The 25,765-nt window shown below is 58.0% G+C and carries 24 protein-coding genes, 1 tRNA gene and 1 other RNA gene; 9 read left to right on the top strand and 17 right to left on the bottom strand.

Annotated features, from left to right (window positions below; genetic code table 11):
* Positions 1 to 45: 45 nt before the first annotated feature.
* Positions 46 to 1,119, bottom strand: coding sequence for an AI-2E family transporter (locus DHN60_RS04305; protein WP_108836056.1), 1,074 nt, complete (start codon positions 1,117 to 1,119; stop codon positions 46 to 48).
* Between the two features lie 186 nt (positions 1,120 to 1,305).
* Here DHN60_RS04305 and DHN60_RS04300 point away from each other — a divergent pair, with 186 nt between their 5' ends.
* Entirely contained in the window at positions 1,306 to 1,716 is a 411-nt protein-coding gene (locus DHN60_RS04300) for an ACT domain-containing protein (protein ID WP_108836055.1), read from the top strand.
* Between the two features lie 450 nt (positions 1,717 to 2,166).
* Here the strand turns inward: DHN60_RS04300 and DHN60_RS04295 are convergent.
* Positions 2,167 to 2,243, bottom strand: a tRNA-Met gene (locus tag DHN60_RS04295).
* A gap of 56 nt (positions 2,244 to 2,299) precedes the next feature.
* Complete coding sequence (gene hemE / locus DHN60_RS04290; protein WP_108836054.1) at positions 2,300 to 3,343, bottom strand: uroporphyrinogen decarboxylase; 1,044 nt, start codon at positions 3,341 to 3,343, stop codon at positions 2,300 to 2,302.
* 67 nt (positions 3,344 to 3,410) lie between these two features.
* On the opposite strand from hemE, the gene hemC reads away from it, so the two are divergent.
* Together hemC and DHN60_RS04280 are read left to right on the top strand one after the other, a co-directional pair.
* A complete protein-coding gene (gene hemC / locus DHN60_RS04285; protein ID WP_108836053.1) occupies positions 3,411 to 4,367 on the top strand; it encodes a hydroxymethylbilane synthase in 957 nt (318 codons plus the stop codon).
* Between the two features lie 80 nt (positions 4,368 to 4,447).
* Positions 4,448 to 6,079: a hypothetical protein gene (locus tag DHN60_RS04280; RefSeq protein ID WP_108836052.1), complete on the top strand. Its 1,632-nt coding sequence runs from the start codon at positions 4,448 to 4,450 to the stop codon at positions 6,077 to 6,079.
* Between the two features lie 7 nt (positions 6,080 to 6,086).
* Here DHN60_RS04280 and hemF read toward each other — a convergent pair whose 3' ends face one another.
* The 4 genes from hemF to clpS all read right to left on the bottom strand — a co-directional run bounded on the left by hemF (position 6,087) and on the right by clpS (position 9,181).
* Positions 6,087 to 6,980, bottom strand: coding sequence for an oxygen-dependent coproporphyrinogen oxidase (gene hemF, locus DHN60_RS04275; RefSeq protein WP_108836051.1), 894 nt, complete (start codon positions 6,978 to 6,980; stop codon positions 6,087 to 6,089).
* 69 nt (positions 6,981 to 7,049) lie between these two features.
* Positions 7,050 to 7,853 carry an SDR family NAD(P)-dependent oxidoreductase gene (locus DHN60_RS04270; protein WP_108836050.1) on the bottom strand — a complete coding sequence of 268 codons (804 nt, stop codon included), beginning with the start codon at positions 7,851 to 7,853 and terminating at the stop codon, positions 7,050 to 7,052.
* Positions 7,854 to 7,855: 2 nt separating this feature from the next.
* On the bottom strand, positions 7,856 to 8,839 hold the full coding sequence (locus tag DHN60_RS04265) for a class I SAM-dependent methyltransferase (protein WP_108836049.1): 984 nt from the start codon (positions 8,837 to 8,839) through the stop codon (positions 7,856 to 7,858).
* A complete protein-coding gene (clpS, locus tag DHN60_RS04260) occupies positions 8,840 to 9,181 on the bottom strand; it encodes an ATP-dependent Clp protease adapter ClpS (RefSeq protein ID WP_108836048.1) in 342 nt (113 codons plus the stop codon).
* A gap of 90 nt (positions 9,182 to 9,271) precedes the next feature.
* On the opposite strand from clpS, the gene DHN60_RS04255 reads away from it, so the two are divergent.
* Complete coding sequence (locus DHN60_RS04255) at positions 9,272 to 10,000, top strand: HAD family hydrolase (RefSeq protein WP_234423515.1); 729 nt, start codon at positions 9,272 to 9,274, stop codon at positions 9,998 to 10,000.
* A 261-nt stretch (positions 10,001 to 10,261) separates the two neighbouring features.
* A complete protein-coding gene (locus DHN60_RS04250; protein WP_306415974.1) occupies positions 10,262 to 11,629 on the top strand; it encodes a D-alanyl-D-alanine carboxypeptidase family protein in 1,368 nt (455 codons plus the stop codon).
* Positions 11,630 to 11,642: 13 nt separating this feature from the next.
* Here DHN60_RS04250 and DHN60_RS04245 read toward each other — a convergent pair whose 3' ends face one another.
* The gene (locus DHN60_RS04245) at positions 11,643 to 12,083 is read right to left on the bottom strand and encodes a hypothetical protein (RefSeq protein ID WP_108836047.1); all 441 of its coding nucleotides are present in this window, start codon (positions 12,081 to 12,083) and stop codon (positions 11,643 to 11,645) included.
* A 116-nt stretch (positions 12,084 to 12,199) separates the two neighbouring features.
* A complete protein-coding gene (locus tag DHN60_RS04240) occupies positions 12,200 to 13,075 on the bottom strand; it encodes a LysR family transcriptional regulator (protein ID WP_108836046.1) in 876 nt (291 codons plus the stop codon).
* Positions 13,076 to 13,143: 68 nt separating this feature from the next.
* Here DHN60_RS04240 and DHN60_RS22920 point away from each other — a divergent pair, with 68 nt between their 5' ends.
* Positions 13,144 to 13,545, top strand: coding sequence for a DUF6552 family protein (locus DHN60_RS22920; RefSeq protein WP_306415973.1), 402 nt, complete (start codon positions 13,144 to 13,146; stop codon positions 13,543 to 13,545).
* Between the two features lie 41 nt (positions 13,546 to 13,586).
* Here the strand turns inward: DHN60_RS22920 and DHN60_RS04230 are convergent, their stop codons facing one another.
* The 5 genes from DHN60_RS04230 to DHN60_RS04210 form a co-directional block, all read right to left on the bottom strand.
* Positions 13,587 to 15,167, bottom strand: coding sequence for an ABC transporter ATP-binding protein (locus DHN60_RS04230; protein WP_108836045.1), 1,581 nt, complete (start codon positions 15,165 to 15,167; stop codon positions 13,587 to 13,589).
* On the bottom strand, positions 15,164 to 16,273 hold the full coding sequence (locus DHN60_RS04225) for an ABC transporter permease (protein ID WP_234423538.1): 1,110 nt from the start codon (positions 16,271 to 16,273) through the stop codon (positions 15,164 to 15,166). Before DHN60_RS04225 ends, DHN60_RS04230 begins: the two co-directional genes overlap by 4 nt.
* A gap of 59 nt (positions 16,274 to 16,332) precedes the next feature.
* Entirely contained in the window at positions 16,333 to 17,424 is a 1,092-nt protein-coding gene (locus DHN60_RS04220) for a microcin C ABC transporter permease YejB (RefSeq protein WP_108836043.1), read from the bottom strand.
* Positions 17,425 to 17,428: 4 nt separating this feature from the next.
* The gene (locus DHN60_RS04215) at positions 17,429 to 19,375 is read right to left on the bottom strand and encodes an extracellular solute-binding protein (RefSeq protein ID WP_108836042.1); all 1,947 of its coding nucleotides are present in this window, start codon (positions 19,373 to 19,375) and stop codon (positions 17,429 to 17,431) included.
* A 191-nt stretch (positions 19,376 to 19,566) separates the two neighbouring features.
* Positions 19,567 to 20,073 (bottom strand): cytochrome c family protein, encoded by a 507-nt coding sequence (locus DHN60_RS04210; RefSeq protein WP_108836041.1) that lies wholly within the window; start codon positions 20,071 to 20,073, stop codon positions 19,567 to 19,569.
* Positions 20,074 to 20,217: 144 nt separating this feature from the next.
* Here DHN60_RS04210 and DHN60_RS04205 point away from each other — a divergent pair, with 144 nt between their 5' ends.
* Positions 20,218 to 21,048, top strand: a complete 831-nt coding sequence (locus DHN60_RS04205) for a prephenate dehydratase (RefSeq protein ID WP_108836040.1) — start codon at positions 20,218 to 20,220, stop codon at positions 21,046 to 21,048.
* A 68-nt stretch (positions 21,049 to 21,116) separates the two neighbouring features.
* Here the strand turns inward: DHN60_RS04205 and DHN60_RS04200 are convergent, their stop codons facing one another.
* Positions 21,117 to 21,584 (bottom strand): SRPBCC family protein, encoded by a 468-nt coding sequence (locus tag DHN60_RS04200; protein WP_108836039.1) that lies wholly within the window; start codon positions 21,582 to 21,584, stop codon positions 21,117 to 21,119.
* A gap of 38 nt (positions 21,585 to 21,622) precedes the next feature.
* Positions 21,623 to 22,591, bottom strand: a complete 969-nt coding sequence (nudC, locus tag DHN60_RS04195; RefSeq protein ID WP_108836038.1) for an NAD(+) diphosphatase — start codon at positions 22,589 to 22,591, stop codon at positions 21,623 to 21,625.
* Positions 22,592 to 22,751: 160 nt separating this feature from the next.
* Here nudC and DHN60_RS04190 point away from each other — a divergent pair, with 160 nt between their 5' ends.
* Both DHN60_RS04190 and ffs read left to right on the top strand, forming a co-directional pair.
* Positions 22,752 to 24,551: a 5'-nucleotidase C-terminal domain-containing protein gene (locus tag DHN60_RS04190; protein WP_108836037.1), complete on the top strand. Its 1,800-nt coding sequence runs from the start codon at positions 22,752 to 22,754 to the stop codon at positions 24,549 to 24,551.
* Positions 24,552 to 24,594: 43 nt separating this feature from the next.
* An RNA gene (gene ffs / locus DHN60_RS04185) (signal recognition particle sRNA small type) lies at positions 24,595 to 24,692 on the top strand.
* A 127-nt stretch (positions 24,693 to 24,819) separates the two neighbouring features.
* Here the strand turns inward: ffs and DHN60_RS04180 are convergent.
* Positions 24,820 to 25,689, bottom strand: a complete 870-nt coding sequence (locus tag DHN60_RS04180; protein ID WP_108836036.1) for an alpha/beta fold hydrolase — start codon at positions 25,687 to 25,689, stop codon at positions 24,820 to 24,822.
* Positions 25,690 to 25,765: the final 76 nt, after the last annotated feature.

The following is a 25,765-nucleotide window of genomic DNA, read 5'->3' as shown; positions in this document are numbered from 1 at the left end:
TGAGCGGCGGCGCACTACGGCTCAATTCTTCAGTCGGCGGCGCGCTCAGGTTTCCGTTGCCGTCGCTTGGTCCTCAGCATCGACCTTTTCGGCCAGTAGAACGGCCAGAAACCTCGTCTCTTTGAAACTGCCTAGAATAATGGCCAAAACGGATGTCATCGGCACCGCCAGAATGGCTCCGGGTATGCCCCACAGCGCGGTCCAGACCGACAGAGCGACAAGCACGACTATTGGGCTAAGGTTCACTTGCCGTCCGACAAGGCGTGGTTCCAAAACGTTGCCAACGATAACCTGTGCCAGAACCAGAAATCCAGTGAGCGACAGTGTCACATATAACGATCCGAACTGAGCCACAGACAATGCCACCGGAAAGAAAACACCGAAATATGAGCCGATGTAAGGGATGTAGTTCAGCAGCCCGATCAGGACGGCCCAAAACAACGCAAAATCCGTTCCATGCGCCCAAAGCACCACGAATGAGAACGCCGCGAGCACCAGATTGATCAGGGTTTTCACTGCGAGATAGTCACTGATCCGGCTGTTGATCGCTTTGATAAACTCCAGAACTTTTTCCGACTGTTCCTCAGTGTCAAAAGCCGCCTTGATTTTGGAATCAAACGCGTCGCGCTCGCTCATAAGAAAAGCCGCGTAAATCACGACAAGAAATACCGTTGCCCCGACACTGGAAAAGCCGCCCAAAGCCCCAAGAAACACGGCACGCAAGTCGAAGGCATCGATTGTGACGGTACGCAATTCTTCCCAAATCTCTTGGCGATCAAGCTCAAACCGCGTCGCGATGCCTTCCAGTATGGTGTCGATATTTGCCTCATAGACCGTCGCCTGAGACGCGATTTCCCGGATCGTTGCAGCGGTCAGAAAGGCCAGCGCCAGGACAATAATGGCAAACACAGATAAAAGCGAAAACCGCAGAACCGGAGCAGGCAAAACACGCAACAGCGGTTGTCGATGCAATAGATTTGACGCCGACACCATCACGTAAACGGTGATCAGCGCCATCACCAATGGCAGAATAATCGGGCGCCCGATATAAAGCAGCCACCCAACGGCGAGCATGACAAAAAGCGCAAGCGCCAGATTGAGCAATCGGAAGTCTTTCATATGCTCACGTTTCTCCCCGATCTAAGCACTGCGTCTGGTTGAAAAAGTCACTAACACCGGCTTGGCAAAACCGCATAACAAAATCCACCCATCGCTGAACTTGCCGGGCGGTCCGTCTTGGATCTCGGCTGCTATTTGGAGTTTTCCGAATTTGACTTTCAGCCCGCTTACCCATTGGATTGTCCCATGACCGTCAAAGATACACATCTTATGATCGCTGGCATGACCCCGGTTCTGACGGAGGGCACGTGGGTTTACTGCTGCGAAACGGACTTGGCAAAGGCAGCAGGTCTTGTGTCCAAAGCTTTTGCGGTCATGCGAGAAGCCGAAGGGGTGACGTTGATCCTGCCCCAAGCGGTTGCCGCAGAGCAGGGCTATGACACGACCCTCACGATGCGACTGATCACGTTGAACGTGTTTTCCGATCTCGAAGGCGTCGGGCTGACGGCGGCTGTGGCGGGCGCACTCACAGAGGTCGACATATCTTGCAACGTTGTCGCCGCGTATCACCACGACCACATTTTCGTCCCGCAGGCAGACGCAGAACGGGCGATAAAGGCTTTGGTGTCGGCCCAGGCCAAAGCGGCCAAAGTGTAAACAGATCCTTACCTCGCCTCTGTAACCCATTGATTTATAGCACCCGACCGCCTGTCCCAGCGTGGGACACGCCGGGTGAGACCAGTACATTTGTTCGATCTGAAGGACTGGTGGCGTGGGGGAGACTTGAACTCCCGACGCAGAGTGGCCGCGACAGCGGACGCGCGTACGTCGGGCCAACCGCCAGGCCGGACGTCGACAAGTAAAACTCTGGTTGGAATGTGGTGGCGTGGGGGAGACTTGAACTCCCGAAGCAGAGTGGCCGCGACAGCGGACGCGCGTACGTCGGGCCAACCGCTAGGCCGGACGTCGACAAGTAAATCTCTGGTTGGAATGTGGTGGCGCGGGGGAAACTTGAACTCCCGAAGCAGAGTGGCCGCGACAGCGGACGCGCGTACGTCGGGCCAACCGCTAGACCGGACGTCGACAAGTAAGTCTCTGGTTGGGATGTGGTGGCGTGGGGGAGACTTGAACTCCCGACCTCTCGATTATGAGTCGAGCGCTCTAACCAGCTGAGCTACCGCGCCATGGAGGCGTCACCTATGCCAGCCCCTCCGACTCGTCAAGACCGAAAACCAGTGGTTCAGCCCGCGCGCACCGTCTCAATCATCAGCCTCACATTTTCGGGGTCCGCATCGGGTGTAATTCCGTGGCCAAGATTGAAGATATGCGGGCCGTTCGACAGGGCCTTCACGATTGCCCGCGTCTCATCCACCAGCGCCTGTCCTCCCGTCACCATGTGGGACGAAGCCAGATTTCCTTGCACACAGCCATCGACCTGAACCTTGGCTGCCGCCCACTCCGCCGAAACGGAATTGTCCAGCGCAACACAGTCGACACCGGTTTTGCTATGGAACCCGATATACCCGTCTCCAGCCTCACGTGGGAAACCGATGATCGGAATGTCCGGATGGCGCGCTTTGATGGCGGCTGTGATCTCAGCGCAGGGGGCAACCGCATATTTCTGAAACGCCTCACCCTTGAGCGATCCCGCCCAGCTGTCGAAAATCTTGACGACCTCCGCACCGGCATCGATTTGGGCGGAAAGGTATTCAATTGTCGCCGCCGTAATCCGGGCCAGCAAAGCTTCGAACAACGCAACATTGCCTTGCATCAAAGCATGTGCGGGTCCCTGATCAGGCGTACCCTGCCCCGCAATCATATAGGTGGCGACGGTCCACGGAGCCCCTGCAAATCCAATCAGTGTCGTCTCTTCGGGCAGTTCCTTGCGCAGGATTCGCACGGTCTCATAGATCGGGTTCAACGTGTCGTGGATGGCACTCACCGGTTTCAGCACATCGAAATCTGACTGAGCGGTTATGGTGGAAAGCCGCGGCCCCTCGCCAGTCACAAACCACAAATCAGCGCCCAGCGCTTGCGGCACCAAAAGGATGTCGGCAAACAGAATCGCCGCGTCAAACCCATAACGCCGGATGGGTTGAAGGGTGACCTCGGCGGCCAGCTCAGGATTGTAACACAACGACAGAAAGTCCCCAGCCTGCGCACGCGTCGCCTTGTACTCGGGCAGATATCGACCGGCCTGACGCATCATCCAGATGGGCGGGGTCGGCAATGTCTCACCTGCAAGCGCCCTCAGTATGGTCTTGGTTTGAACCGCATCTTTCATCGCGCACTGCCTTTGACTCGTCGTTTCCAGTTGTCAGGATAAGTTGACACACCTAAAAGATAAACCCATGACAATGCGACTTCCAAACACAACTGCGCCACTGAAAATCGGCACGCGCGGCTCTCCTCTGGCGATGGCCCAAGCGTATGAAACCCGCCGGCGGTTGGCTGCGGCTTTTGACCTCCCTTTTGAGGCGTTCGAGATCATCGTGATCAAGGTCATGGGCGATGACCGCGCTATGGTGGCCGCTGACCGCCCGCTAAAGGAAATCGGCAACAAGGGGCTCTTCACCCGAGAGATTGAAGAGGACTTGCTGGCAGGTAAAATTGATGTCGCCGTGCACTCGATGAAGGACATGCCAACCGTACAGCCCGCCGGTCTGATCCTTGATACATACCTGCCGCGCGAGGACGTGCGCGATGCATTTGTCTCGCCAAGTGCCAAGCACATCACAGACCTGAGCGAAGGTGCTACAGTCGGCACATCCTCTCTGCGCCGCCGTGCGCAATTGCTCAACAAACGGCCCGACCTAAATGTGGTGGAGTTTCGCGGGAACGTACAAACCCGGCTGAAAAAGCTGCAAGACGGAGTTGCGGCCTGCACGTTCCTCGCCTGTGCCGGTCTCAACCGGCTTGAGATGACTGATGTGCCCGCCACTCCGGTTGATCCAACCGACATGCTGCCCGCCATTGCCCAAGGTGCGATCGGGATCGAACGGCGCACGGATGACAGCAATACCGCAGATATGCTGGCAGCTATTCATCACACAGAAACCGGTCAACGTCTCGCCGCCGAGCGGCAGTTTTTGTTCACGCTTGATGGATCCTGCGAGACCCCAATTGCCGGTCTGGCGACACTCAACGGCTCGACACTGAAACTGACCGGCGAAGTACTGCGCCCGGATGGGTCAGACGCGATGTCTGATACAGTGTCCGGCGACATCGCGGATGGACCCGACATGGGTACGGCGCTTGCGCAAACATTGCTGAAACGCGCCGGCCCTAGCTTTTTCGACTGGCACTGAGCCATCAATCTTTCCTTGCGCAGAATCGGCACAAACCCTGTAAGATGTGTGCATTATTTTGACAAAAAGGATAGCTGACCATGACAGACTATTTTGATCTGGGCACATATTCGCGCCCCGCAAGTTCCATCCCCGATGCGCAAATGTGGTTTGATCGGGGCCTTATCTGGCTGTTCGGCTACAACCACGAAGAAGCGATTGTATGCTTTGATCACGCGTTGGCAGCTGACCCGGATTGTACGCTTGCCTACTGGGGCATCGCCTATGCAATCGGGCCGAATTATAACAAACCTTGGGAGGTTTTTTCGCCCGAAGAAAAGGCCCCCGCCCTTGCCCGTGCACACGAGGCTTTAAGCACAGGCATTGCATCATCAACCGCAACTCCGCCTGAAAAAGCACTGCTTGAAGCGCTCGCCCTACGCTACCCGGACGATCCTGCCATCGAAGACTACCAGCCCTTCAATGACGGGTTCGCCGCCGCGATGAAGCCTGTCTACGACGCCTTTCCCGACGATCTGGACGTGACCTTTGTCTATGCCGAGGCGCTGATGAACCGCACGCCATGGAAGCTATGGGACTTCTGGAAAGGCATACCAAACCCCGAGGCATCAACCGTCGAGGCACAGGCCGTTTTGGAACGCGCCTTCGAGCGCCCGGATGCGTGGGATCACCCCGGCTTGCTGCACATGTACATCCACCTGATGGAGATGTCGCCGCACCCTGAGTTGGCGCTACGGCATGGAGACCGCCTGAACGGACTGGTACCTGATGCCGGGCATCTGGTGCACATGGCCACGCATATCGACGTGCTGTGCGGGGACTATCAGAACGTACTGTCGCGCAATCTGGCCGCAGCGGAAGTTGATGAGAAGTATAAAGCCCATGCGGGGGCTGCAAATTTCTACGCGCTTTATCGCATCCACAACCTGCACTTTGCGCTCTATGGGGCGATGTTTTTGGGCCAGAAGGCCGCGGCCATCGACACCGCCCACCGTTTGCGTGCCGAGGTGCCGGACGAAGTTGTCCGCGTCTACCCCGACCTGTTTGAAACCTTCGTCGCAGCCGAACCGCACGTCTATGTGCGCTTTGGGATGTGGTCAGACATCCTTGATCTGGACCTGCCCGAGGACAAAGAACTCTACACGACGACAAATGCGCTGATCCTCTACGCGCGCGCCGTCGCACTGGCCAATCTGGGCCGCCACGAAGAAGCTGAGACCGCTGGCGCCGCCTTCGATGCCGCCTATGCAGCCGTGCCAGAGGACCGTTACCTGTTCCAGAACGCCGCGCGCGATGTGCTAGGTGTGGCCGAACAGATGATGCGCGGCGAAATAGCGTTCAAAGCCGGGCGCAAGGCCGAAGGGCTAGACCATCTGCGTGCAGCCGTCGCATGCGACGACAACCTGCTTTACGAAGAACCATGGTCATGGCCGCAGCCGACGCGCCACGCGTTGGGCGCACTTCTGATGGAGGCGGGAGAGCACGAAGAGGCCGAGGCCGTTTACCGTGCGGATCTTGGACTGGATGGCAAACTACCACGCCCAAGCCAACATCCCCGCAACGTCTGGGCCTTGCATGGGTTGCACGAATGTCTGCAGAGGCGCGGTGAGACGGTGGAGATCACGCATATCAAGGGGCTCTTGGATCAGGCGACAGCGCGCGCAGATATCGCGATCCGCGCAAGCTGTCTGTGTCGCGCAAAGGCGGCTTAGACCCCGGTCAAACCCACTTTGCCAAAGGCGGCAGGCTCATCAACACGGCGTTGGCGTCGTGGCCTGTCTCCAGACCAAACTTGGTGCCCCGGTCGTAGACAAGGTTGTATTCTGCATAAAGACCGCGATGCACCAGCTGCGCATCCTTGTCCGCGTCGTCCCAAGGCTGCACCCGACGCTTTTCGACCAGCGGCAGGTACGCAGGCAAAAACGCGCGGCCAATGTCCTGCGTCAGGGCAAAATCGGCCTCCCAGTCTCCGGTGCAGAGGTCGTCCATAAAAATCCCACCAACACCGCGGGCGCGGCCACGATGCGGGACATAAAAATACTCGTCCGCCCATTCTTTGAGCTTGGGGTACAGATCCGCACCATGCGGGTCGAGGTGCACCCGCTGCTGGTCATGGAAACGACCCGTATCCTCATCATACTCGATGCAAGGATTCAAATCAGACCCGCCGCCGAACCACCACGCATGGGGCGTCCAGAACATGCGCGTGTTCATATGCACCGCAGGCACATGCGGGTTCTGCATATGCGCAACGAGGCTGATGCCCGAGGCCCAAAAGCGCGGATCGTCTTTCATGCCCGGAATGCCCTTGCGCGCGGCCATGGCGTTCTGTGCGCGCTCGCCCAAGGTGCCATAAACGGTCGAAATGTTGACGCCGACCTTCTCAAACACACGCCCGCCCCGCATCACGCTCATCAAACCACCGCCAGCATCTGACCCGTCATCAGATGTGCGCTTGGTCTCACTCACATCAAACGCGCCAGGGGCTGCGTCTGACATCGGACCAGTGTCGTGGCTTGCCTCTAAACCCTCAAAAGCCGCAACAATATCGTCGCGCAATTGGCGGAACCAAGCAGCGGCGCGGGTTTTCTGGGTGTCGAACTGTTCGGTCATGGGCGCCGTCCTGTAAAGTTGACACTTTTCTAGCCCAAGGGCCGCTCGGGGGCCAAGAGCAAAAGCACCTTAGTGCGCAGGCGACTCGACTGCATCCAGCAGGCTGCGTCCGCCATCCACTGTCATGACATCCCCGGTAACAAAGCCTGATCCGTCCGACGCAAGGAACTGCACGGCATCTACCAACTCAGTCGGACTGGCGATCCGATGGAGCGGCGTGCGTTGCTCGATCTCTTCGCGCCAATCCGGATTTCTGCTGATCGAGGATTTAAGCGACGCAGACATGACCGACCCAAACGCCACGGCATTTACGCGAATGCCCGACGGCGCCAACGCCAAGGCCATGGAACGTGTCATCTGTTCCAGCCCCGCCGAAGCAATGGAATATCCCAGCAACTCAGGTCGCGTCTGGTGCGCAGCGATTGAGCTGAGGTTGATAATCGAGCCTCTGCCACCATCCCCTTCACGCCCCTCGTTCTGTTTGATCATCCGACGGGCGACTTGCTGGGTCAGCCGCAGTGCGGTCATGACATTCTGCTGAAACAGATCGTCCACAGACATGTCTTCGGGGTTGAGCGCATCGGTTTCCATGACCTGACGCGAGGCATTCACAAGAATGTCGATCTCATCAAAGGCATCAATGGTTGCCGAAATCAGGTTGGCGATGGTCAGCCGTTGCCGCAGATCGCCTGCGAAATAACGAATGCTGGCATCGTCCGCTACATCACCCAACTCATCCGCAAGGCGCTTTTCATCCATATCCGCGCACATCACGTTTGCTCCGCGATCTGCAAAATGTCGGGCAATGGCCAGACCAATGCCGTTTGCGGCACCGGTCACAATCGCGGTCTTGCCGCTGATGGAAAATGACATGGTTATCCCCGTTTTCGCTTGGGCCGTTCGGCCCGCACCAGTTTGAACCGCGCATCGCCTTCCAAATCAACCACTTTGACAAAGGCGTCTGTCAGCGCTTCTTCGTAAGGCAGGTGGCGGTTGGCGACCATCCACAGCGCCCCGTGCGGCTTCAGAATGCGGGCGGCAGTCGCGATAAATGCACGGCCCAATGACGGATCAGCGGCGCGGCCAGTGTGAAAGGGCGCGTTCATGACGACCGCATCGACCAGTTCGGGCGGCGTCCATGTTGTGGCATCCGCCCAGTGGAACACTGCGCGCGGGTCCGTGACATTGTGGCGCGCGCATTGCAACGCCATGTCATGGGCTTCGACCAGATGCACCGCTTTGACGTCGCGGGTCAGAACGTGCGCCGACAAGTACCCCCACCCAGCTCCCAGATCAGCAACCGTGCCGACCATGACCTCGGGCAGTGCTTGCACCAACAACTCCGACGCAGGATCCACGCCGTCTGCAGAGAACACGCCCGGCGCAGTCCAAAAGCCTCCCGGTTGCAACTCCGGCCCCTTGGCCCATTCCGAAAAGTCGGCGCCACCATCTGCCCAGTAAATCTTGCCATGCGCCTTTGAGATCGGCGCACTGACATCCCCCCGCGCGCGCATCGCCTTCAGCATCGAATCCGCGCCGTCGGTCTTTTGCCCGTCTACAATCACCAGACCGTCTGTGCGCGCCATGGCTCCGGCGATCAACGCCTGCGCTTCGACTCGTGCACGGGTCAGGCATACCACGCTTGTGGCAAAGCGCGTGTCAGCAGGAAGTTCGGGGGCCACTTCATAGCCCCGCGCGGCAAACCCTGCACACACCGTCGCCATCGGCGACACAACAAGTACTCGTTCACGCGGCAAAGCGGACAGGTCTGCTCCGTTGGCGGGGTGCAAAACAGCAATCGGTCCATCGCTCGGCAGCGTCACCGCATCGAGCGCCAAAGGCAGGCGATCAGAAATCACCTACTCTTCTTTCTCCATGGTGCATTGTAGCGGATGCTGATGACGGCGGGCATAGTCCATGACCTGCGCCACTTTCGTCTCGGCAATCTCGTGGCTGAACACGCCGACAACGGCGAGGCCCTTTTTGTGCACGGTCAGCATGATCTCAAAGGCTTGTGCGTGATTGAGGCCAAAGAACCGTTCCAGCACATGGACCACAAATTCCATCGGCGTATAGTCATCATTGAGCAGCAGCACCTTATACAGCGGCGGGCGCTTGGTCTTGGGCTTGACGTCAGTGATGACGGACGTATCGCCGTCTTCGTCCTGCGGACCTGCCATCATATGCACGTCTGGCTGCATGCGCGCCCTCATCAAACCTAGAATCCAGTGGTGGTGTTGTGAGTGGTCTATATAACGTAAGATGCGCGTTAGAAAAGAGGGGCCTTGGATATGTCTGACATGAATAGGCACAGCAAGGCCCGGTCGTCGCCCGTCAAATGCATCGGATTTGATGCTGATGATACCCTTTGGCACAACGAACGCTTCTTCAAACTGACGCAAGAGCGGTTTGCCGATTTGCTTGCCCCGCACACTGATACGCCTGATCTGGACGCGGTTTTGATGGCGGCAGAGCGGCGCAACCTCGGGCACTATGGATTTGGGATCAAAGGGTTCGTTCTGTCGATGATCGAAACGGCCCTAGAAGTCACAGACAACCGTGTCCCGGGCCACGTGATCGCTGACCTGATCGCGACGGGACAGGACATGTTGCAACACCCCATCGATCTGTTGCCGTACGCAGCCGAGGCCGTACAGGCCGCCAAATCCTACGGACCTGTCTTGCTGATCACCAAAGGCGACTTGCTGCATCAGGAGCAAAAAGTGGCTCAATCGGGCCTTGGAGACATGTTTGACGGTGTGGAAATCGTCTCTGACAAACATCCGCAGGTCTACACCCGCATCTTTGACCGCTTTGGTGGGGCACAGACGGGCATGATGATCGGCAACTCCATGAAATCTGACGTTAGGCCAATGATTGATGCGGGTGGGTATGGCGTTTTTGTACCCCATGATCTGGCATGGGCGCTTGAGGCCGCAGAGGCCCCCGTGGGCCATCCGCGCTTCGGTGAATTGCCAGACCTTGGCGCCCTGCCCGATTTTCTGAGCGCCCTGAGATAGCGCCACATTCTTGCCACAATTGCCGGTATTGGGGTGCAAATGCGCGACACCCCCAGATGTTGCGATGTTGCAGTGCATAAAAATCAACGGGTTATCGGTATCAACACTTTATCGAGAATCTGACCTGTGCTAGAATTGCTTCAATCAAAATAAGGCCAGTCGAATAATCGGCGGCCAGAGGCAGACATAGGCAGGTTCATCGTGAAGGTTCGGCACACAACGCCGGCCCGTTTAGGGCTTTTCGTATTCTTGGCAGTCTGGATGTTGGTCATTGCACCAATATCAGCAATGGCCGCTCCATATGCAGCGATGGTAATCGATGCGCGCACAGGCGAGGTTTTGCATTCACGCAACGCCGACACCCGACTGCACCCAGCATCGCTGACCAAGATGATGACGCTCTACATAGCGTTCCAAGCGGTCGAGGCGGGCGAAATCTCGATGGACACCGTGGTGACCATTTCCAAGAACGCAGCTGCTGAACCCCCATCCAAACTTGGATTGCGCTCCGGGCAAAAGATCAAGCTGCGCTTTCTGGTACGTGCAGCCGCGGTCAAATCCGCAAATGACGCCGCCACCGCGATTGGCGAAGCCATCTCAGGTTCCGAGGCCGCCTTTGCCCGCCGGATGACGCGCACCGCCAAATCGCTGGGCATGACACGCACGACATTCAAGAACGCCCACGGTCTGACAGAAAGCGGGCATTTGTCCACCGCGCGCGACATGACGACCATGGGGCGGCACATGATCTACGACTTCCCACAATATTATAACCTGTTCTCGCGCATTTCGACCCATGCAGGGATGCGCGAAGTTGCCAACACCAACCGCCGCTTTCTTGGCGCCTACAAAGGCGCAGACGGGATCAAAACCGGCTACACCCGCGCCGCCGGGTTCAACCTCGTTTCATCCGCAGAGCGCGGACAAGAACGGATCATTGCAACGGTTTTCGGAGGCACATCTACAGCAAATCGCAACGCCAAAGTTGCTGAACTGCTCGACCTCGGCTTTCGCCGTGCGCCCAGCCGCGCGCCCCTGCGCCGCCCGAACAAGCCAGCATTTGTGCCTGGCGACGACGCCGTCGTGGTGGCGGGCAACGATTCTGGGGGCCAAGCCGCAGGCAAAATCATCCGCCTGAGCGGAGCCGTAAAAACTTCGTTGCGTCCAAAGTCCCGGCCCGGATCAGACGCGCCGGTCCTGATGGCGTCGGCATCTTTGAAAGCAAGCGTGCTGCCCGGAGATATCAAAGCCGCACTTGAAGAGGCACAGACAACAACCGCAACCGCACCAAAGGCTACGGCACCTACAGTCAAGCGACCCAGCGCACGTCCAACGGACGTGGTTCTTGCCAGCACCGAACCCGAGGTGGTCACACGTGTATCAACCTCCGGTGGGCGACACTGGGGTGTGAACATCGGGCGCTATCCCAGCCGCTACAAGGCCGAAAAGGTCCTGCTGAAAACTGCATTGGCTGAAATGTCGACGCTGGATGGATCGCTTCGCAAAGTCGTGCGGCGGCCAGCCGGGTTTGACGCCAACTTCATGGGTATGACGCGCGAAGGGGCTGATCTTGCCTGCCGTCGTCTGCAAGCGCGCAACGTGACCTGCTTTATGATCGGGCCGTCCTAGGCCGCCCGACGCCCTACCAATTCACAAGCGTGAAGTTCACCATCACGCCTTTGTCTTTCTTCTCGAATTCACGCGGGTCTGCCCAGACCTTGATGGAAAACTTACCCTTCACGTCGTGTTTTGGGTCGAGAACAAGTTCTGTGATGGGAATGGTCAGGGACGGCACCCCCGATCCCGGCGGTTTCGGCACCCATTTCTTGTCGATCTTCGGAATGGTCGCTTCGCCATCCACTTTCTTGTTCTTCTTGGCCAACTCTTTCTTCAACTGTTCGGCAAAGAATTTGACGACCGTCTTGTCGATCGATTTGATCTCTTTTTTGCACTTTTCGTTAATCGCTTTTTCGATCTTGGCCTTGTCATCGATTGGCTTGACGGCCTTGCCGACTTTCTTGGCTACTTTTTTGCACGCCCCTTCCATCTTTTTCTTGGCGGCGGCCGGAATTAGATCTGGCATGATGGAACTCCTTTCAACGTATCGGATAAATTGGAATTCTGCATAATACTGCCACTATAGCACGAAAGGCCGCGACTGTCTCACGTGCGACGTCTCCAATCAAAACAGAACATCGTTCAGGATCGCGCCGCTTTCCTGATCCAACTCACAAACGCCTTGAGCGGTGGGCGCTGCACACCTGGGCGGGTCACCAGATGGTACCCGACCCCGGCCGCCGCATCTTCATGCAAGACGCACAGGCGGTTTGACTGGATATCTGCCTCAACAAAGTGACGAACGGTCACCGCGACGCCCTGCCCGTCCCGAGCACCGTCCAAAAGCAAGTTGCCCGGCACTTGGGTCAAACTGCCCCGCATCGCTCGCCCGACGCCACGCGCATCCAACCAACGGGTGCTTTCGGTTGTGCCAACCTCTTCGAGCCACGGCAGCGCACTCAGGTTCGCCGGGTCAGACGTGTCCACCCCCTCGATCAACGCCGGGGCCGCCACGACGACCATCGCAGTTTCCAGCAGCAGTTCAGCCTGCAGGCCAGGCCAGTCACCATCCCCATATCGGATCGAAACATCGACGCCGCCAGGCGCTAATTTGACCAATTCGGGTGTGGGATCCAGCACGATGGACAGCCCCGGATGTGCCGCACGGAACTCGGGCAGGCGTGGCATCAACCAGGCGGCGGCAAAGCTGGGCGTGGGCGAGACATGCAATGGACGCGACGCCTCGGCACCACTGACCAGCGCGATGGCACGCGCGATCTGTTCGAACCCTTCGGCGCAGCCATGGGCCAGAATTTCGCCGTCCGCCGTTAGTTTTAGCGCACGGCCCGACCGGTCCAGCAGGCTGACGCCCAGATGGTTTTCGAGGGCGCGCAACTGCTGGCTGACGGCAGCATGGCTGACGGACAATGCCGCCCCCGCCGCCACCACGCTGCCTGTCTCAACAAAGGCCGCAAAGGCGCGCAAGGCCGCCAAAGGAGGAAGTTCTCGCCATTTCATATGTTATCTCAACTTACATAATAGAATTCTCTTTGACTCGCACAGATGTACGCGATGATCAATATTGAATGCATCAAACAACACAAACCCAAGAGGTGACCCATGTTAAACATCTACGCTCAGTCTTTCATGACCGCCACAGGCCACAAGCCCCACTGCACGCCAGTTACTCATGTCGGGAAACGCAAATGGTGGCAGGCGACCCGGACCACCTGTGTCGATCTGAACCGGCTATGATTGCCGCCAAGCGTACCGTCGGATCGACCGACGTGATCAAGTGGGGTGCGTCCATTGCCCAGATCTTCGGCTACGGAGCAACGGCAATGGGCGCGCACCCCGCGAACCTCTACTTCTTTGCTTTTGGGCTGGTGGGGTGGTTCATCGTCGGTCTGCATTGGAACGATCGTGCGATCATGCTGATCCATGTGGTGGCCGCAGCCGCCATGCTGATCGGCCTCATAAACAGTTAACACATTGTTAATAAAGGGAAGTTGACAGCTGTCAACTTCCCTTAATGCGTCGCCTGCAACAGAGTCCGGGTATATTCGGACTGAGGACGCTCAAACAGATCATCCGCACTGCCCTGTTCGACCACATCGCCCTGCTTCATCACCAGCACCTTGTGGCTCATGGCACGCACCACCTTGAGGTCGTGACTGATGAACAAAAAAGCCAACCCGTATTTCTGCTGAAGCCCACGCAGCAATTCCACAATCTGCACCTGCACCGTCATATCAAGGGCCGAGGTCGGCTCATCGAGAACCACCAGTTTGGGGCGCAACACCATCGCGCGCGCAATTGCGATCCGCTGGCGCTGACCGCCGGAAAACTCATGCGGGTAGCGGTCCATTGTCGCCGGATCAAGGCCGACTTCGGACATCACTTCAGCAACAACTTCGCGCTGTCCGCGCCCCCCTTCCACGCCGTGGATGGTAAGGCCCTCGGCGATGATCTGCTCTGCCGTCATGCGGGGCGAGAGCGAGCCGTAGGGGTCTTGAAACACGATCTGCATATCTTTGCGCAAGGCGCGTAGTTCGCGCACTTTCCAGCCGCGAATGTCCTGCCCCATATAGACAATCCCACCTTCGGACGAGATCAGGCGCATGATCGCCAGTGCCAATGTGGTCTTGCCAGAACCAGACTCTCCGACAATGCCAACGGTTTCACCGGCATGGACCTGTAGCGTGGCATCGTTGACCGCCTTCACGTGGCCAACCGTGCGACGCAGCAGCCCGGCGGTGATCGGGAACCACACTTTCAGGTTTTGTGTTTCAGCAATCATCGGCGCATCGGCAGGCACCGGCGCGGGCTGGCCCGTGGGTTCGGCCGACAACAGCTTTTGGGTGTAGGGATGTTGCGGGTTTGCAAAAATCTCTGCTGTCGGGCCAGTTTCCACAATCTCGCCTTGCTGCATGACACAGACGCGATCCGCGATCCGGCGCACGATTCCAAGATCATGGGTGATGAACAACAGCCCCATGTTCTCGGTCTTTTTCAGTTCAGCCAGCAGATCAAGGATTTGCGCCTGAATGGTCACGTCGAGCGCCGTTGTAGGTTCATCAGCGATCAGCACATCCGGTTGGTTGGCAAGCGCCATGGCAATCATCACCCGCTGCCGCTGCCCACCGGACAATTGGTGGGGATAGGCGCCAAGACGGCTTTCGGCGTCGCGAATGCCAACCTTGTCCATCAGTTCGAGGATACGGGCCCGCGCGTTCTCTCCCACTAACCCCTGGTGCAAGGCCAGGCTCTCGCCCAATTGCTTTTCGATGGTGTGCAGCGGGTTAAGCGAGGTCATCGGCTCTTGGAAAATGAAGGAGATGTCGTTGCCCCGCACTTTGCGCAGCAGGTTCTCGCTGGCCCCGATCATCTCTTGCCCGTCATAGGTGACAGAGCCTGACACCTCTGCGCTGTCGCCCAACAGAGACACGGTAGAGAGGGCAGAGACGGACTTGCCCGAGCCGGATTCGCCCACGAGCGCGACGGTCTCGCCCCTGTCGACAGAGAACGAGACATGGCGCACGGCTTTTGTCAGATGACCATCCTGACGGAAACCCACCGACAGATCTGTTACATTCAGGAGTGCAGTCACGAGAACGTCTTTCTGGGATCGAACGCATCGCGGATGCCTTCAAAGATGAAAATCAGTAGGCTGAGCATGATCGCGAATACTGTAAACGCGGTGAACGCGAGCCATGGCGCTTGCAGGTTCTGTTTGGCTTGCAGCGTCAGTTCGCCCAGCGAGGGCGCGGAGGACGGCAGGCCAAAGCCGAGGAAATCGAGCACTGCCAGTGACGAAATCGTGCCGGTAATGATGAACGGCAGCATCGTTAGCGTCGCAACCATCGCGTTGGGCAACATATGGCGGAACATGATGGTGAGATTGCTGACACCCAATGCCCGGGCCGCTCGGACGTATTCAAGGTTGCGAGCGCGCAGGAATTCGGCGCGCACCACACCGACAAGGCCGGTCCAGCCGAAGAGGACGAGTAGGAACACCAATAGCCAGAAACTTCGCCCTAGAATCGCGAACATGATGATGATCACATAAAGGCTGGGCGTGGATGACCAAATCTCGATAATACGCTGGAAAATCAGGTCTGTACGGCCGCCGAAATAGCCCTGAACCGCGCCCGCGATCACCCCGATCACAGCCGATGCACCCGTGACCAGAAGCGTGAACAACACCGACAATCGGAAGCCGTGTATGACCCGCGCCATCACGTCGCGTTTCGTCCCGTCTGTCCCAAGCAGGTTCTCACGATTAGGCGGCAGCGGCGCTGCTCCGGGGCGATCCACAGCCGTGTCGAAACTGTAAGGGATCAGCGGCCAGATGGTCCAACCCTTGCTGATTGCCTCGCCGTTCACTTCACCGTCTTGCGCGTCTTCGATCACGCCTTCGGGGTCGTCGAAACACGCGTCCAAACCGCCAGAGACGATCAGGCATTCAACTTCCGGGTCGCGGTAACTTGCCTCGGTCTGAAAGTCGCCGCCAAAGTCAGTTTCAGCATAGAAGTTCCAAATCGGAGTGTAGAACGCACCATCGTAGCGCACGAGGATCGGTTTGTCGTAGGCGATGAATTCGGCGCAGAGCGACAGGCCGAACAGGATCGAAAAGACCCATAGTGACCAGTAAGCGCGGCGGTTTTTCTTGAAGTTACGCCAGCGCCGTTGGTTAAGCGGGGACAATTCGAACAGACTGCGCTTGCGCGGCGGGACAACAATCGACGCGTCCAGTTCTGCGTATTTGGCAGCCATCAACCTTCCCTCCGCTCAAAGTCGATGCGGGGGTCAACGAGGACATACATCAAGTCAGAAATGATGCCGACGAGCAGGCCCATGAGGCCAAAAATATATAGCGTCCCGAACACAATTGGATAATCACGCGCCACCGCTGCCTCGAACCCAAGGCGGCCCAGACCGTCGAGGGAAAAGATCGTTTCAATGATCAACGACCCACCAAAGAACACCCCGATGAACACGGCCGGAAAGCCTGCAATCACGATCAGCATCGCGTTGCGGAAAACGTGACCATAAAGCACGCGTTTTTCCGACAATCCCTTGGCGCGGGCGGTCATGACGTACAGCTTTTTGATTTCGTCCAGAAAGCTGTTCTTGGTCAGCAAGGTCAGCGTGGCGAACGCCCCGATTGTCCCGGCGAGAACCGGCAAAGTGATGTGCCAGAAGTAGTCTGCAATCTTGGCGAAGGTGCCAAGGTCGTCCCAATTGTCAGAGGTAAGCCCCCTCAGCGGGAAAATCTGCCAGTAACTGCCCCCTGCGAAAAGCACGAGCAGCAGGATCGCAAAAAGAAACCCCGGGATGGCGTAGGCGGCGATAATGGCGCCGGAGGTCCATGTGTCAAAGGGCGTCCCATCGCGCACCGCCTTGGCAATGCCCAGCGGGATCGACACAAGATAGGCAATGACCGTAGACCACAGCCCCAACGTGATCGACACGGGAAGCTTTTCGATCACGAGGTCAATGACCCCGATACTTCGGAAGTAGCTTTCGCCAAAGTCAAAGCGGGCATAGTTCCACACCATATTCAGGAACCGCTGAACTGGGGGTTTGTCGAACCCAAATTCCTTTTCCAATTCGGCAATGAACTCGGGCGGCAGACCACGCGCGCCCACATAGGTGCTGTCAGAGGCGGTGTTCAGCTCATCCGCGCCCGCATCGTTGTTGCCCCCGGCAAAGCCGCCAAAGACGTCCCCGCCCCCTTGGGCGCGGGCGATGGCCTGTTCGACCGGGCCACCCGGCACAAACTGGGTAAGAGTGAAGTTGACCAGCAGGATGCCCAGCAAGGTCGGGATGACCAGCAGCAGCCTGCGCAGGATATAGGGGCCCATGCGATTACCTTAGCGCGCCAGAAGCTTTCAGAGCGGCAGCTTTTTCTTCGTTGTACCACCAGAAATCCAGTTGCCCGAGCGCGTAAGGCGGGATCGTTTCAGGGTATTCATACATATCGTAGTGCGCGACCCAATGCGTGGGCTTGTACCAGACGGGGATCATGATGAACTCGTAACGCAATGCACGATCGAGCGCCGTCAACGAGGCCTCTTCCGCCTCGCGCGTTTCCGCGTTCAGGGACGCTTCGATGATCGCGTCCACCATTGGGCTGGCAAGTCCGGCGGGGTTGAACAGCGAAAACTCTGCCGCCTCAGATCCGTAGCGTTGCATCAGACCTGTGCCGGTGCCGAGGAAGGGCGCGTAGGCGTCATAGACCAGATCATAGTCCCGATCGCGTTCGCGCGACGTGTATTGGGACGAGTCGACCTTTTCAAAAGTGATGTCGATGCCAAGCTTTTGTACGTTAGACACGAAGTTTTCCATCGCACCCGACAGCGTGTCGGCAGAGGACGAGTTGAACAGGTAGTTGAGTTCAAGCACCTTCCCATCCTTGCGGCGTATGCCGTCATCGCCGACCAGCCACCCGGCGTCATCCAGCAGTGCCATCGCCTTGCGTGCATTGCGCCGGTCAAACAGCCGCTCCTCGTTCGAGGTGTGGGGCATGCGGGCCTCTGTGGTCAGCATGTCGGCGGGAACGACATCGCCCAGTGTTTCCAAGAACGCGAGCTCTGCACCTTCTGGCAGGCCTGTCGCCATCAGCGGCGTATCTTGAGTAAACGATGCCCGCTGTTGGAACAGCCCATACTGCAACGATGCATTGGTCCACTCAAAGTTATACGCAAGCGAGATCGCCTCGCGCACACGCTTGTCCTTGAGTACTTCGGAGCCGAGGTTGAACACAATCCCGGATGGGGTTGGGGGTGAACCATCGGGCAGCTCAGTCTTTACGATGGCGCCGCTGCGCACCTTGGGCGCGTCATAGCCGGTTGCCCATTTCTTGCTGTCGTTTTCGGTACGGTAGGTGAATTCACCCGCCAAAAACGCCTGAAACGCTGCCTCGGCATCCCCGAAATACTCAATCCGGATGCTGTCAAAGTTGTTGCGCCCCACGTTGAACGGCAGGTCCGCGGCCCAGTAGTCAGGGTTGCGTTTGTAGACAATCCGGCGGTTCACATCGACGGTATTAACGACATACGGGCCGGAACCCGGCGATATCTCCAGACGGCTTTCATCAAGACGGGCGCCGGTTTCTTCGTACCATTTTTTAGACCACGCGGGTACGAAGCCGACCTGATCAATCAGGCTGCGACGCGAGATGCCTTCGGTGAAGTAGAATTTGATCGTGTGATCATCGAGCACTTCGACTTTGGGAATGCGTTTGCGGACGGCATCGGCATAAGATTTCAGCCCCTCGTCCAGCAACAGATTATGGCTGAACGCAATGTCATGGGCCGTGACAGGTGAGCCGTCGGAAAACCGCGCCTCGGGGCGCATGTAGAAGGTGACCCAGTTCTTGCCTTCGTCATATTCAAGCCGCTCTGCCAGCAGACCGTAGTATTCGCCGTAAACATCTGCGGGTGCCGAAGTCCCGTTGACCCCTTCGCCGAGCAGGCTTTCGTAGATTGAGGAGGACAGCGCGCCGGCACGGCCCTTGCGGGTATAGGGGTGCATGGAATCAAACGTGCCCACAGTGCCAAGCGAGATTTCACCGCCCTTGGGTGCATCCGGGTTCACATAGTCAAAATGCGGAAAGTCCTCGGGGTACTTCAAGTCGCCGTAAAAGGAATAGCCATGGCTGCTTACGATCGTCTCATGCCCGTCCGCGCGCACAAAGCTGGCCAGCGCAAAAGTAATGATCAGCCCCAAAATCCCCAAACCCCACCGGGTGTTTCTTGCATGAACTGTTTTCGTTCGTGCCTGTGCTTGGTGTTGGTCTTGGATTTTACGCATTGCTGATCCTCCGTCTGGTGGCATTCTGGGCCGTCTTGTTCTGTGACATAAGCTAATGACGCCCGCTGCCAATATGCAACTTGAGAATATGTGATCTGGCGCGCTTGAGCGTGAGAGAGGCCTAACTGGGCACAAAAAAAGCCGCCCGCGCTATGCGAACGGCTGTTTTACGGCCAACAAGGCAATTTTATTTAGCCATCCAGGCTGTCGAGATACGCGATCACGTCCGCGCGGTCTTGAACTTTGGGCAGGCCGTTGAAGCCCATAGATGTGCCGGGGGCATATTTCTTGGGGTTTTCAAGGAAACCGTTAAGGGCTTCGGCAGTCCAAACATCGACGACAGCCTCAAGCGAACCGGAATATGATCCGTACCCGCTGGCAGAATCTACGTCGCGGCCAACAACGCCATAAAGATATGGTCCAGTGCCGTTCGCGCCCTCTTCCACTTTGTGGCACGCGCTACACTTGCGGAAGACTTTCGCACCGTTGCCGATGTCAGCAGAGGCAAGAATTGTTTCAAAAGGCACTTCTTCGACGACTTCGGCCGTTTCATCGGCGCCCGTGTCGATCACATAGGATTGCTCACCATGTCCGCCTGCGTGATAAAGTTCCTCAGCAGCCCATTTACCCAACAGTAAAATAAGCAGAGCACCACATAGGCTTGCTGCAATCTTGGTGAAGGTCATCGTGTCGAACATTTGGAATCGTGTCCCCGTGTCGCCTATTGTTGTCCGCGGGTATCTACGGCTTCCCCTTGCAACTGGCAAGGTGTAGTAAGCGCGACCAATCGCCCTGCCCGTTGTTGTGCGCGATGTGGGGCCGTGCACGAAGGACGAACAAAGATGGCAGATCGGATCGCGTTTCAGGGGGAATTGGGCGCCTACAGCCACGAGGCCGTGGTCAAAGCGCGCCCTGATGCCATAGCCGTGCCGTGCACCACGTTTGAGGACGTGTTCGCAACGGTACGCGACGGGCGCGCGGACATGGCCATGTTGCCAGTCGAAAACACCACCTACGGACGCGTTGCAGACATTCACCGGCTGTTGCCCGAAAGTGGTATGCATATCGTGGATGAGGCATTTATTCGTGTGCGCATCGCCCTGATGGCGGTGCCGGGACAGACGCTAGCAGACATAAAACACGTCCGCGCACATCTGGTTCTGATCCCACAGGCCCGCGCCTTTCTTGATGCCCACGGAATCACGTCGGAGGCCGCCGCCGACAGTGCTGGTGCCGCCGCCGCCATTGCGCAAGCTGGCGAGATGGGCGTGGGCGCTCTTGCCTCAGCCGTTGCGGCCGATATCCACGGTCTGGAAATTCTGGCGCGCGACATAGAGGATCAGGGGCACAACACCACCCGCTTCCTCCTGATGTCGCCAAAGGCAGATATGTCCCGGCGGGGCGAGACGATCATCACCACCTTCGTCTTTGAAGTACGCAACATTCCAGCCGCGCTTTACAAAGCTATGGGCGGGTTTGCGACAAACGGGGTGAACATGACCAAGCTGGAAAGCTACATGGTCGGTGGCGCATTCACAGCGACGCAGTTCTACGCAGATGTCGAAGGGCATCCAGAAGATCCGCCCGTTGCGCGTGCGCTGGAAGAGTTGTCGTTCTTTACCAACCGCCTCGATATCCTCGGGGTTTATCCGGCAGCGGCCAAGCGGGACTGACAACCCGGGTCGTCGGGCGGGCGCATTTGGCCTGTTTGGGCCAAACAGTCCTGCACGCGACCCACCTATCAGGATGTGCTCTGTAGCCGCTCGCCGAGGTTTTTAGCGTAGTCCGCCACGCGGTCTTTGAACTTCTTGGTCAGGTTCGACTTGGCAAGCTTTAGCGACTGGATCAGCAGGCGCGCAGACAAGTTTAGCGGCTTCATTTCCAGTGCCACCGCCAAGCGCGTCTTGTTGCGCGACAGGGCCAACAGGTCGACCGTGAATGTGGCGTCTAATCCACTAGATTTAGCAGCAAACAGCATCTGATTTGTTGGATCGAACTGTGTCAATTCCAGATCAAAGTCGCGCTTGCGTCCGCGTGTGGTGTATTTCACCTTCCAGCGCATACCAACGCCCACTTGGGCAGACGGATCAACCCGCTGCAACTCCGCACCCCGGCGCATGGCCTGACGCTCAAACATTTCAAAATCGCACAGGGCTTCAAACACCTGGTCGATTGGGGCTGAAACGTCCTCTTGAGCTGAGAATTTCATAGATGGGCCTGCCTGATCACTGTGCCTCCAGTGTCGGACTAATCCAAAGTGTCCGCAAGCCAGTTTTCAATCAAAAAGTGTGCGATGGCCCCTTTGCGCGCTGGCAGGACAGTGGGGTGCTCTCCGGCGAAAATAGTCATCATTTCTTCGCGGCTGACCCACATCGCCGCCTCGATCTCTTCCGGGTCGATCGTAATCTCTTCGGAAGTGGCGTGGCCATGGCATCCAAACATCAAAGAGGCGGGAAACGGCCATGGCTGGCTGGAAAGATAGTCCACATGCCCCACGCGCACACCGGATTCCTCAAACACTTCGCGGCGCACGGCAGCCTCGAGCGTCTCGCCCGGCTCCACAAAGCCGGCAAGCAGTGAAAACATCCCCTCTGGCCACCCCGGAGAGCGGCCCATAAGCACCGAATTTCCATGTGTGATCAGCATAATCACCACCGGGTCGGTGCGTGGAAAGTGATGGGCGTTGCAGGCAGGGCATGTTCGCTGCCATCCGCCCATCGTCACGTCAGAAGGTTCCCCACATTTTGCACAAAAACGGTGACTTGCGTGCCAGCCAAAGACGGCCTTGGCTGTTGCCGCCAATTCTGCGTCACGCGGGTTCAGCCATGTCATCACACGCCTGAGTTCCAGAAACACTTCATCAGCGCTGAATTCGGGATGATGCTGTTCGCTGGGGTCGAGAAATCCACCCAGTTGGCTGGCATCAAGGTCTTCGGGCTCCCATCCGGACAGACTATGCGCAAAGCGGGGTGCCCCGTCTTCGCGCCCCAACAGGATGGGCGTCGGATCAGCAGACGCCAAGACTGGATGGTCCATCGGCAAACGCACCAGTTTGGCCGGGCGGGACTGATCAATCAATGGTTTGCCTCGCCACAACAGGATCGTGCGCGCAGCCGGGTCAGTGGCTGCTGCGGCCAAAGCCGTCGCGTCTCCGCGCACTTCGCCAGCACGGTCCAGTGCCGACCCTCCAAAAGTGACTGTTTCGGCGTGACGCATGCCTTAATGCCTCCATTTTCAGCATCTCAAATCTGCGTGCAGGCTTGGCACGGGCATCGAGCGGGTGCAATGCCGGCATACAATCCACACCCAGGCACGGATTGCGCCATACCTGTGTGTCCGGGGTTGCATTCGCTCAACCTATGGGGGGATTTGAGGTATGAACTCGCCTTATGCCTTGGCTGATTTGCGTATACTTGCAACCAGCGATGTCCACATGCACCTGACCAGATGGGACGCATTGCACCAGCGCAATGAGAAGGGGCGCGGGTTTGATGTTTTGGCAAGTACGATTCAAAGGGCGCGGGCAACAGCCAAGGGGGCTTGCATCCTTTTTGACAACGGAGATGCTTTGCAGGGCACACCTGTCGGCGCAGATTGCGCGGCACAACCAAGCCAGGAACGCCATCCTTGGCCCGACCTTCTCAATGCGCTGGACTATGACGCCGTAGGCCTTGGAAACCACGATTTTGATTTCGGTGTGCCGTTTCTGGAACGGATCGTCAGATACACAAATGCACCCACGCTTTGCGCAAGCTTTTCGCATGGCGCCGTAGCCGGAGTCGCGCCGACCGTAATGCTGACGCGCACCATCACGTGCTCGGACGGGCAAGCGCGCACCATCAAGATCGGCGTGACATCCGTGTTGCCGCCGGAAACGGCGATCTGGAACCAACGATTCTTGGCAGGATTGATCGAATTTGATGACGGTGTCCCAGCGGCTCGACGCGCTGTGGCTGCCCTGCAAGAGGGTGGGGCCGACATTGTTGTGATGCTGTGCCACAGTGGCATTGGCACCCGCGAGTCGACGGATGGTGAAAATTTTGGCGCCTCTCTCGCCCATGAAGTCGAGGGCGTTGACGCCCTCGTTCTGGGCCACACGCACCAGCTGTTCCCGGGCGTCGACGGGCAAACGGATTTGAATGGGATTCCAGCTGTGATGCCCGGCTTTGCGGCTGAAGCACTTGGCCAGATCGACCTGTCATTGGGCTGGACCGAAACTGGCTGGCATGTCGCGAGCCATGACGTGAAGCTGCTGACGCCTTGCGAAGATGACGTTCCGCCCCCGGACATAGCCACTCTGATTGCGCCAGCAATCGAGCGAACTCAAACCATATTGGATCGGACACTGGCACACACCAATTCCGGGCTGCACAGCTATTTCGGGATGTTAATGTCTGGACCGTCTGACGCGTTGATTGCCCGAACCATGGTGGATGTCATCAAAGAGCAGGTCGCGGGCTCGGATCTGGCTGATCTGCCGCTGCTTGCCTCGGTTGCGCCCATAACGATGGGCGGCGTCGCGGGGCCCCGCAACTATGTGCATATCCCCGCCGGGCCTGTACAGGCGCGCCATGTCTCAATGCTGAACCCGTTTTCGAATGCCATCTGGGCGCTCGTTCTGACAGGTGCCGAACTGGTACGATGGGTTGAGCGGGCCGCCGTTTTTTTCGCCCCGACTGCGAGCGGAACAGGTCGATTGGTGGACCCCGACGTACCCTCTTTCAACTTTGACATGCTCCACGGCCTAAACGCCGAAATCGACCCCTTTCGCCCCGCAATGTTTGACACCTCGGGACAAATCATGAGCCCAAACGCACGGCGGGTGCGGCGGCTTAGCTACCGCGATGCTCCTGTGGATGAGGACGCAAAATTCCTTGTCGCTACGACCAGCTTTCGGGCTGCGGGTGGCGGGAATTTTCCCGGCATTACCCAAGACACTCAAGTTGTCCGGACAAACTATGATCTATGCGACGCAGTTCACCGCATGGTGGCGCGCGGGGCTATGCCGCCTGACCATTGCCCAACCGTTTGGCGTTTTGCGTCTGAGCATCCGAGACGCGTGTTCATCGAAACTTCACCCCATGCCGAAGCACATCTTGACGAGATCGCTGCGTTTGAGCCGCAGTTGATCGGCGAGAACGAGGCCGGTTTTCTTGAGGTGAGTGTGTTGATCTGATCAGACGCTTGCGCCCGTGAGACGTCAGGACTATATCACTCGTCGAGAGGTTGGCGCGGGCAGGCGCCTCGCCAACCCGGTCAGATCCGGAAGGAAGCAGCCGTAACGAGCCCCGCTTGGGTCGTTGTCAATCTCTCACCTCAGCGTGTCTTGCTACGCAAGACGCGCGTAGGCCCGGCAGCGGTTCGAAAGAACCGCGAGAGGGCCACGGCACTTCGGGACAGGACTCGCGCCTGAGACAGTGCTGGCGCCGAACAGGTCGCTCCCCCTACCCATCCAGAAACAGCGGCCACAGCGCCCGATTGCGTCGCGAAAACGCGCTCAGATGTCCGACGCTGTCCAGCCCGTGCTTTTTCGGATCAATCAGTACAACCTCTGCCTTGCCGGCATAGTTCTCAGCCAGACGATCCACACAGTGTGATGGGATCAAATCATCGTCGGTGAACGCGTGCAGGCGCACCTTGGCGTCACTCCCCCAGTTTGGCGCTGGCAGCCTTGGGCCAATGTCGCCAGCATTAAACCCGCGTGCGGTACACCACTTGCGCCACTGCCAGAACACGTCACTGGGCAAGTCTTCTCCGAACCCCAACCGTTTGCCCGGCAGGTATCCACAAATTGCGGTCGCCAAAGGCCCGATGGTGAACCAGAAATTCATCGCCAAGGCACGATATGGCCAGGGGTGATCGCTGTAGTGCACCATCCCAGAGGCGACCCCGATGACGCGTTCAATGGTCTCTGTTTCGGGTTGGTTGGGCAGCAACATCGCACCCAGAGAATGCCCCACGATCCAGAGGGGCGCATTGGGCATGGCCCGCGACATCGCGCGGCGTGCGGCCACCTGATCGCGAATCCCCCAATCGGACATGTCAGCCGTTGAGGCCCGCAAAGGCCCCGACCACGACCGCCCGACATCCCGGTAGTCATAGGTCAGGCAGGCGATCCCCCGCTCGGCCGCGAGCCAGCGGGCAAAGTGAGTGTAGAACGTTTGAAACACGCCCGTGGCACTGTTCAGCACAACCGCAGCGACCGGATCAGTGTCGGGTCGATAAAACCGTCCAACCAGTTCTGCCCCGTCATCCGTCTTGAAGGTAAGAGAGGTTTCGGACACCGGGTAGAGGGTTGAGCTTTGATCAAACATCACGCGCCTCCGGGCAATGGACAGGACTAGACCAATCGGTCTATTTCGGACACTGGACCAATTGGTCTAGTCCTGT

Source organism: Tateyamaria sp. Alg231-49, assembly GCF_900143535.1.
In the GTDB taxonomy this organism is placed as follows: domain Bacteria; phylum Pseudomonadota; class Alphaproteobacteria; order Rhodobacterales; family Rhodobacteraceae; genus Tateyamaria.
This window is presented reverse-complemented; position numbering and strand designations above follow the sequence as displayed.

Excerpts from the sequence above, each read along its gene's own strand:
- DHN60_RS04305 (WP_108836056.1), bottom strand. The coding sequence starts at position 1,119 with ATGAAAGACTTCCGATTGCTCAATCTGGCGCTTGCGCTTTTTGTCATG.
- DHN60_RS04300 (WP_108836055.1), top strand. The coding sequence starts at position 1,306 with ATGACCGTCAAAGATACACATCTTATGATCGCTGGCATGACCCCGGTT.
- hemE (WP_108836054.1), bottom strand. The coding sequence starts at position 3,343 with ATGAAAGATGCGGTTCAAACCAAGACCATACTGAGGGCGCTTGCAGGT.
- hemC (WP_108836053.1), top strand. The coding sequence starts at position 3,411 with ATGACAATGCGACTTCCAAACACAACTGCGCCACTGAAAATCGGCACG.
- DHN60_RS04280 (WP_108836052.1), top strand. The coding sequence starts at position 4,448 with ATGACAGACTATTTTGATCTGGGCACATATTCGCGCCCCGCAAGTTCC.
- hemF (WP_108836051.1), bottom strand. The coding sequence starts at position 6,980 with ATGACCGAACAGTTCGACACCCAGAAAACCCGCGCCGCTGCTTGGTTC.
- DHN60_RS04270 (WP_108836050.1), bottom strand. The coding sequence starts at position 7,853 with ATGTCATTTTCCATCAGCGGCAAGACCGCGATTGTGACCGGTGCCGCA.
- clpS (WP_108836048.1), bottom strand. The coding sequence starts at position 9,181 with ATGCAGCCAGACGTGCATATGATGGCAGGTCCGCAGGACGAAGACGGC.
- DHN60_RS04255 (WP_234423515.1), top strand. The coding sequence starts at position 9,272 with ATGTCTGACATGAATAGGCACAGCAAGGCCCGGTCGTCGCCCGTCAAA.
- DHN60_RS04250 (WP_306415974.1), top strand. The coding sequence starts at position 10,262 with ATGTTGGTCATTGCACCAATATCAGCAATGGCCGCTCCATATGCAGCG.
- DHN60_RS04245 (WP_108836047.1), bottom strand. The coding sequence starts at position 12,083 with ATGCCAGATCTAATTCCGGCCGCCGCCAAGAAAAAGATGGAAGGGGCG.
- DHN60_RS04240 (WP_108836046.1), bottom strand. The coding sequence starts at position 13,075 with ATGAAATGGCGAGAACTTCCTCCTTTGGCGGCCTTGCGCGCCTTTGCG.
- DHN60_RS22920 (WP_306415973.1), top strand. The coding sequence starts at position 13,144 with ATGCATCAAACAACACAAACCCAAGAGGTGACCCATGTTAAACATCTA.
- DHN60_RS04220 (WP_108836043.1), bottom strand. The coding sequence starts at position 17,424 with ATGGGCCCCTATATCCTGCGCAGGCTGCTGCTGGTCATCCCGACCTTG.
- DHN60_RS04215 (WP_108836042.1), bottom strand. The coding sequence starts at position 19,375 with ATGCGTAAAATCCAAGACCAACACCAAGCACAGGCACGAACGAAAACA.
- DHN60_RS04210 (WP_108836041.1), bottom strand. The coding sequence starts at position 20,073 with ATGTTCGACACGATGACCTTCACCAAGATTGCAGCAAGCCTATGTGGT.
- DHN60_RS04205 (WP_108836040.1), top strand. The coding sequence starts at position 20,218 with ATGGCAGATCGGATCGCGTTTCAGGGGGAATTGGGCGCCTACAGCCAC.
- DHN60_RS04200 (WP_108836039.1), bottom strand. The coding sequence starts at position 21,584 with ATGAAATTCTCAGCTCAAGAGGACGTTTCAGCCCCAATCGACCAGGTG.
- nudC (WP_108836038.1), bottom strand. The coding sequence starts at position 22,591 with ATGCGTCACGCCGAAACAGTCACTTTTGGAGGGTCGGCACTGGACCGT.
- DHN60_RS04190 (WP_108836037.1), top strand. The coding sequence starts at position 22,752 with ATGAACTCGCCTTATGCCTTGGCTGATTTGCGTATACTTGCAACCAGC.
- DHN60_RS04180 (WP_108836036.1), bottom strand. The coding sequence starts at position 25,689 with ATGTTTGATCAAAGCTCAACCCTCTACCCGGTGTCCGAAACCTCTCTT.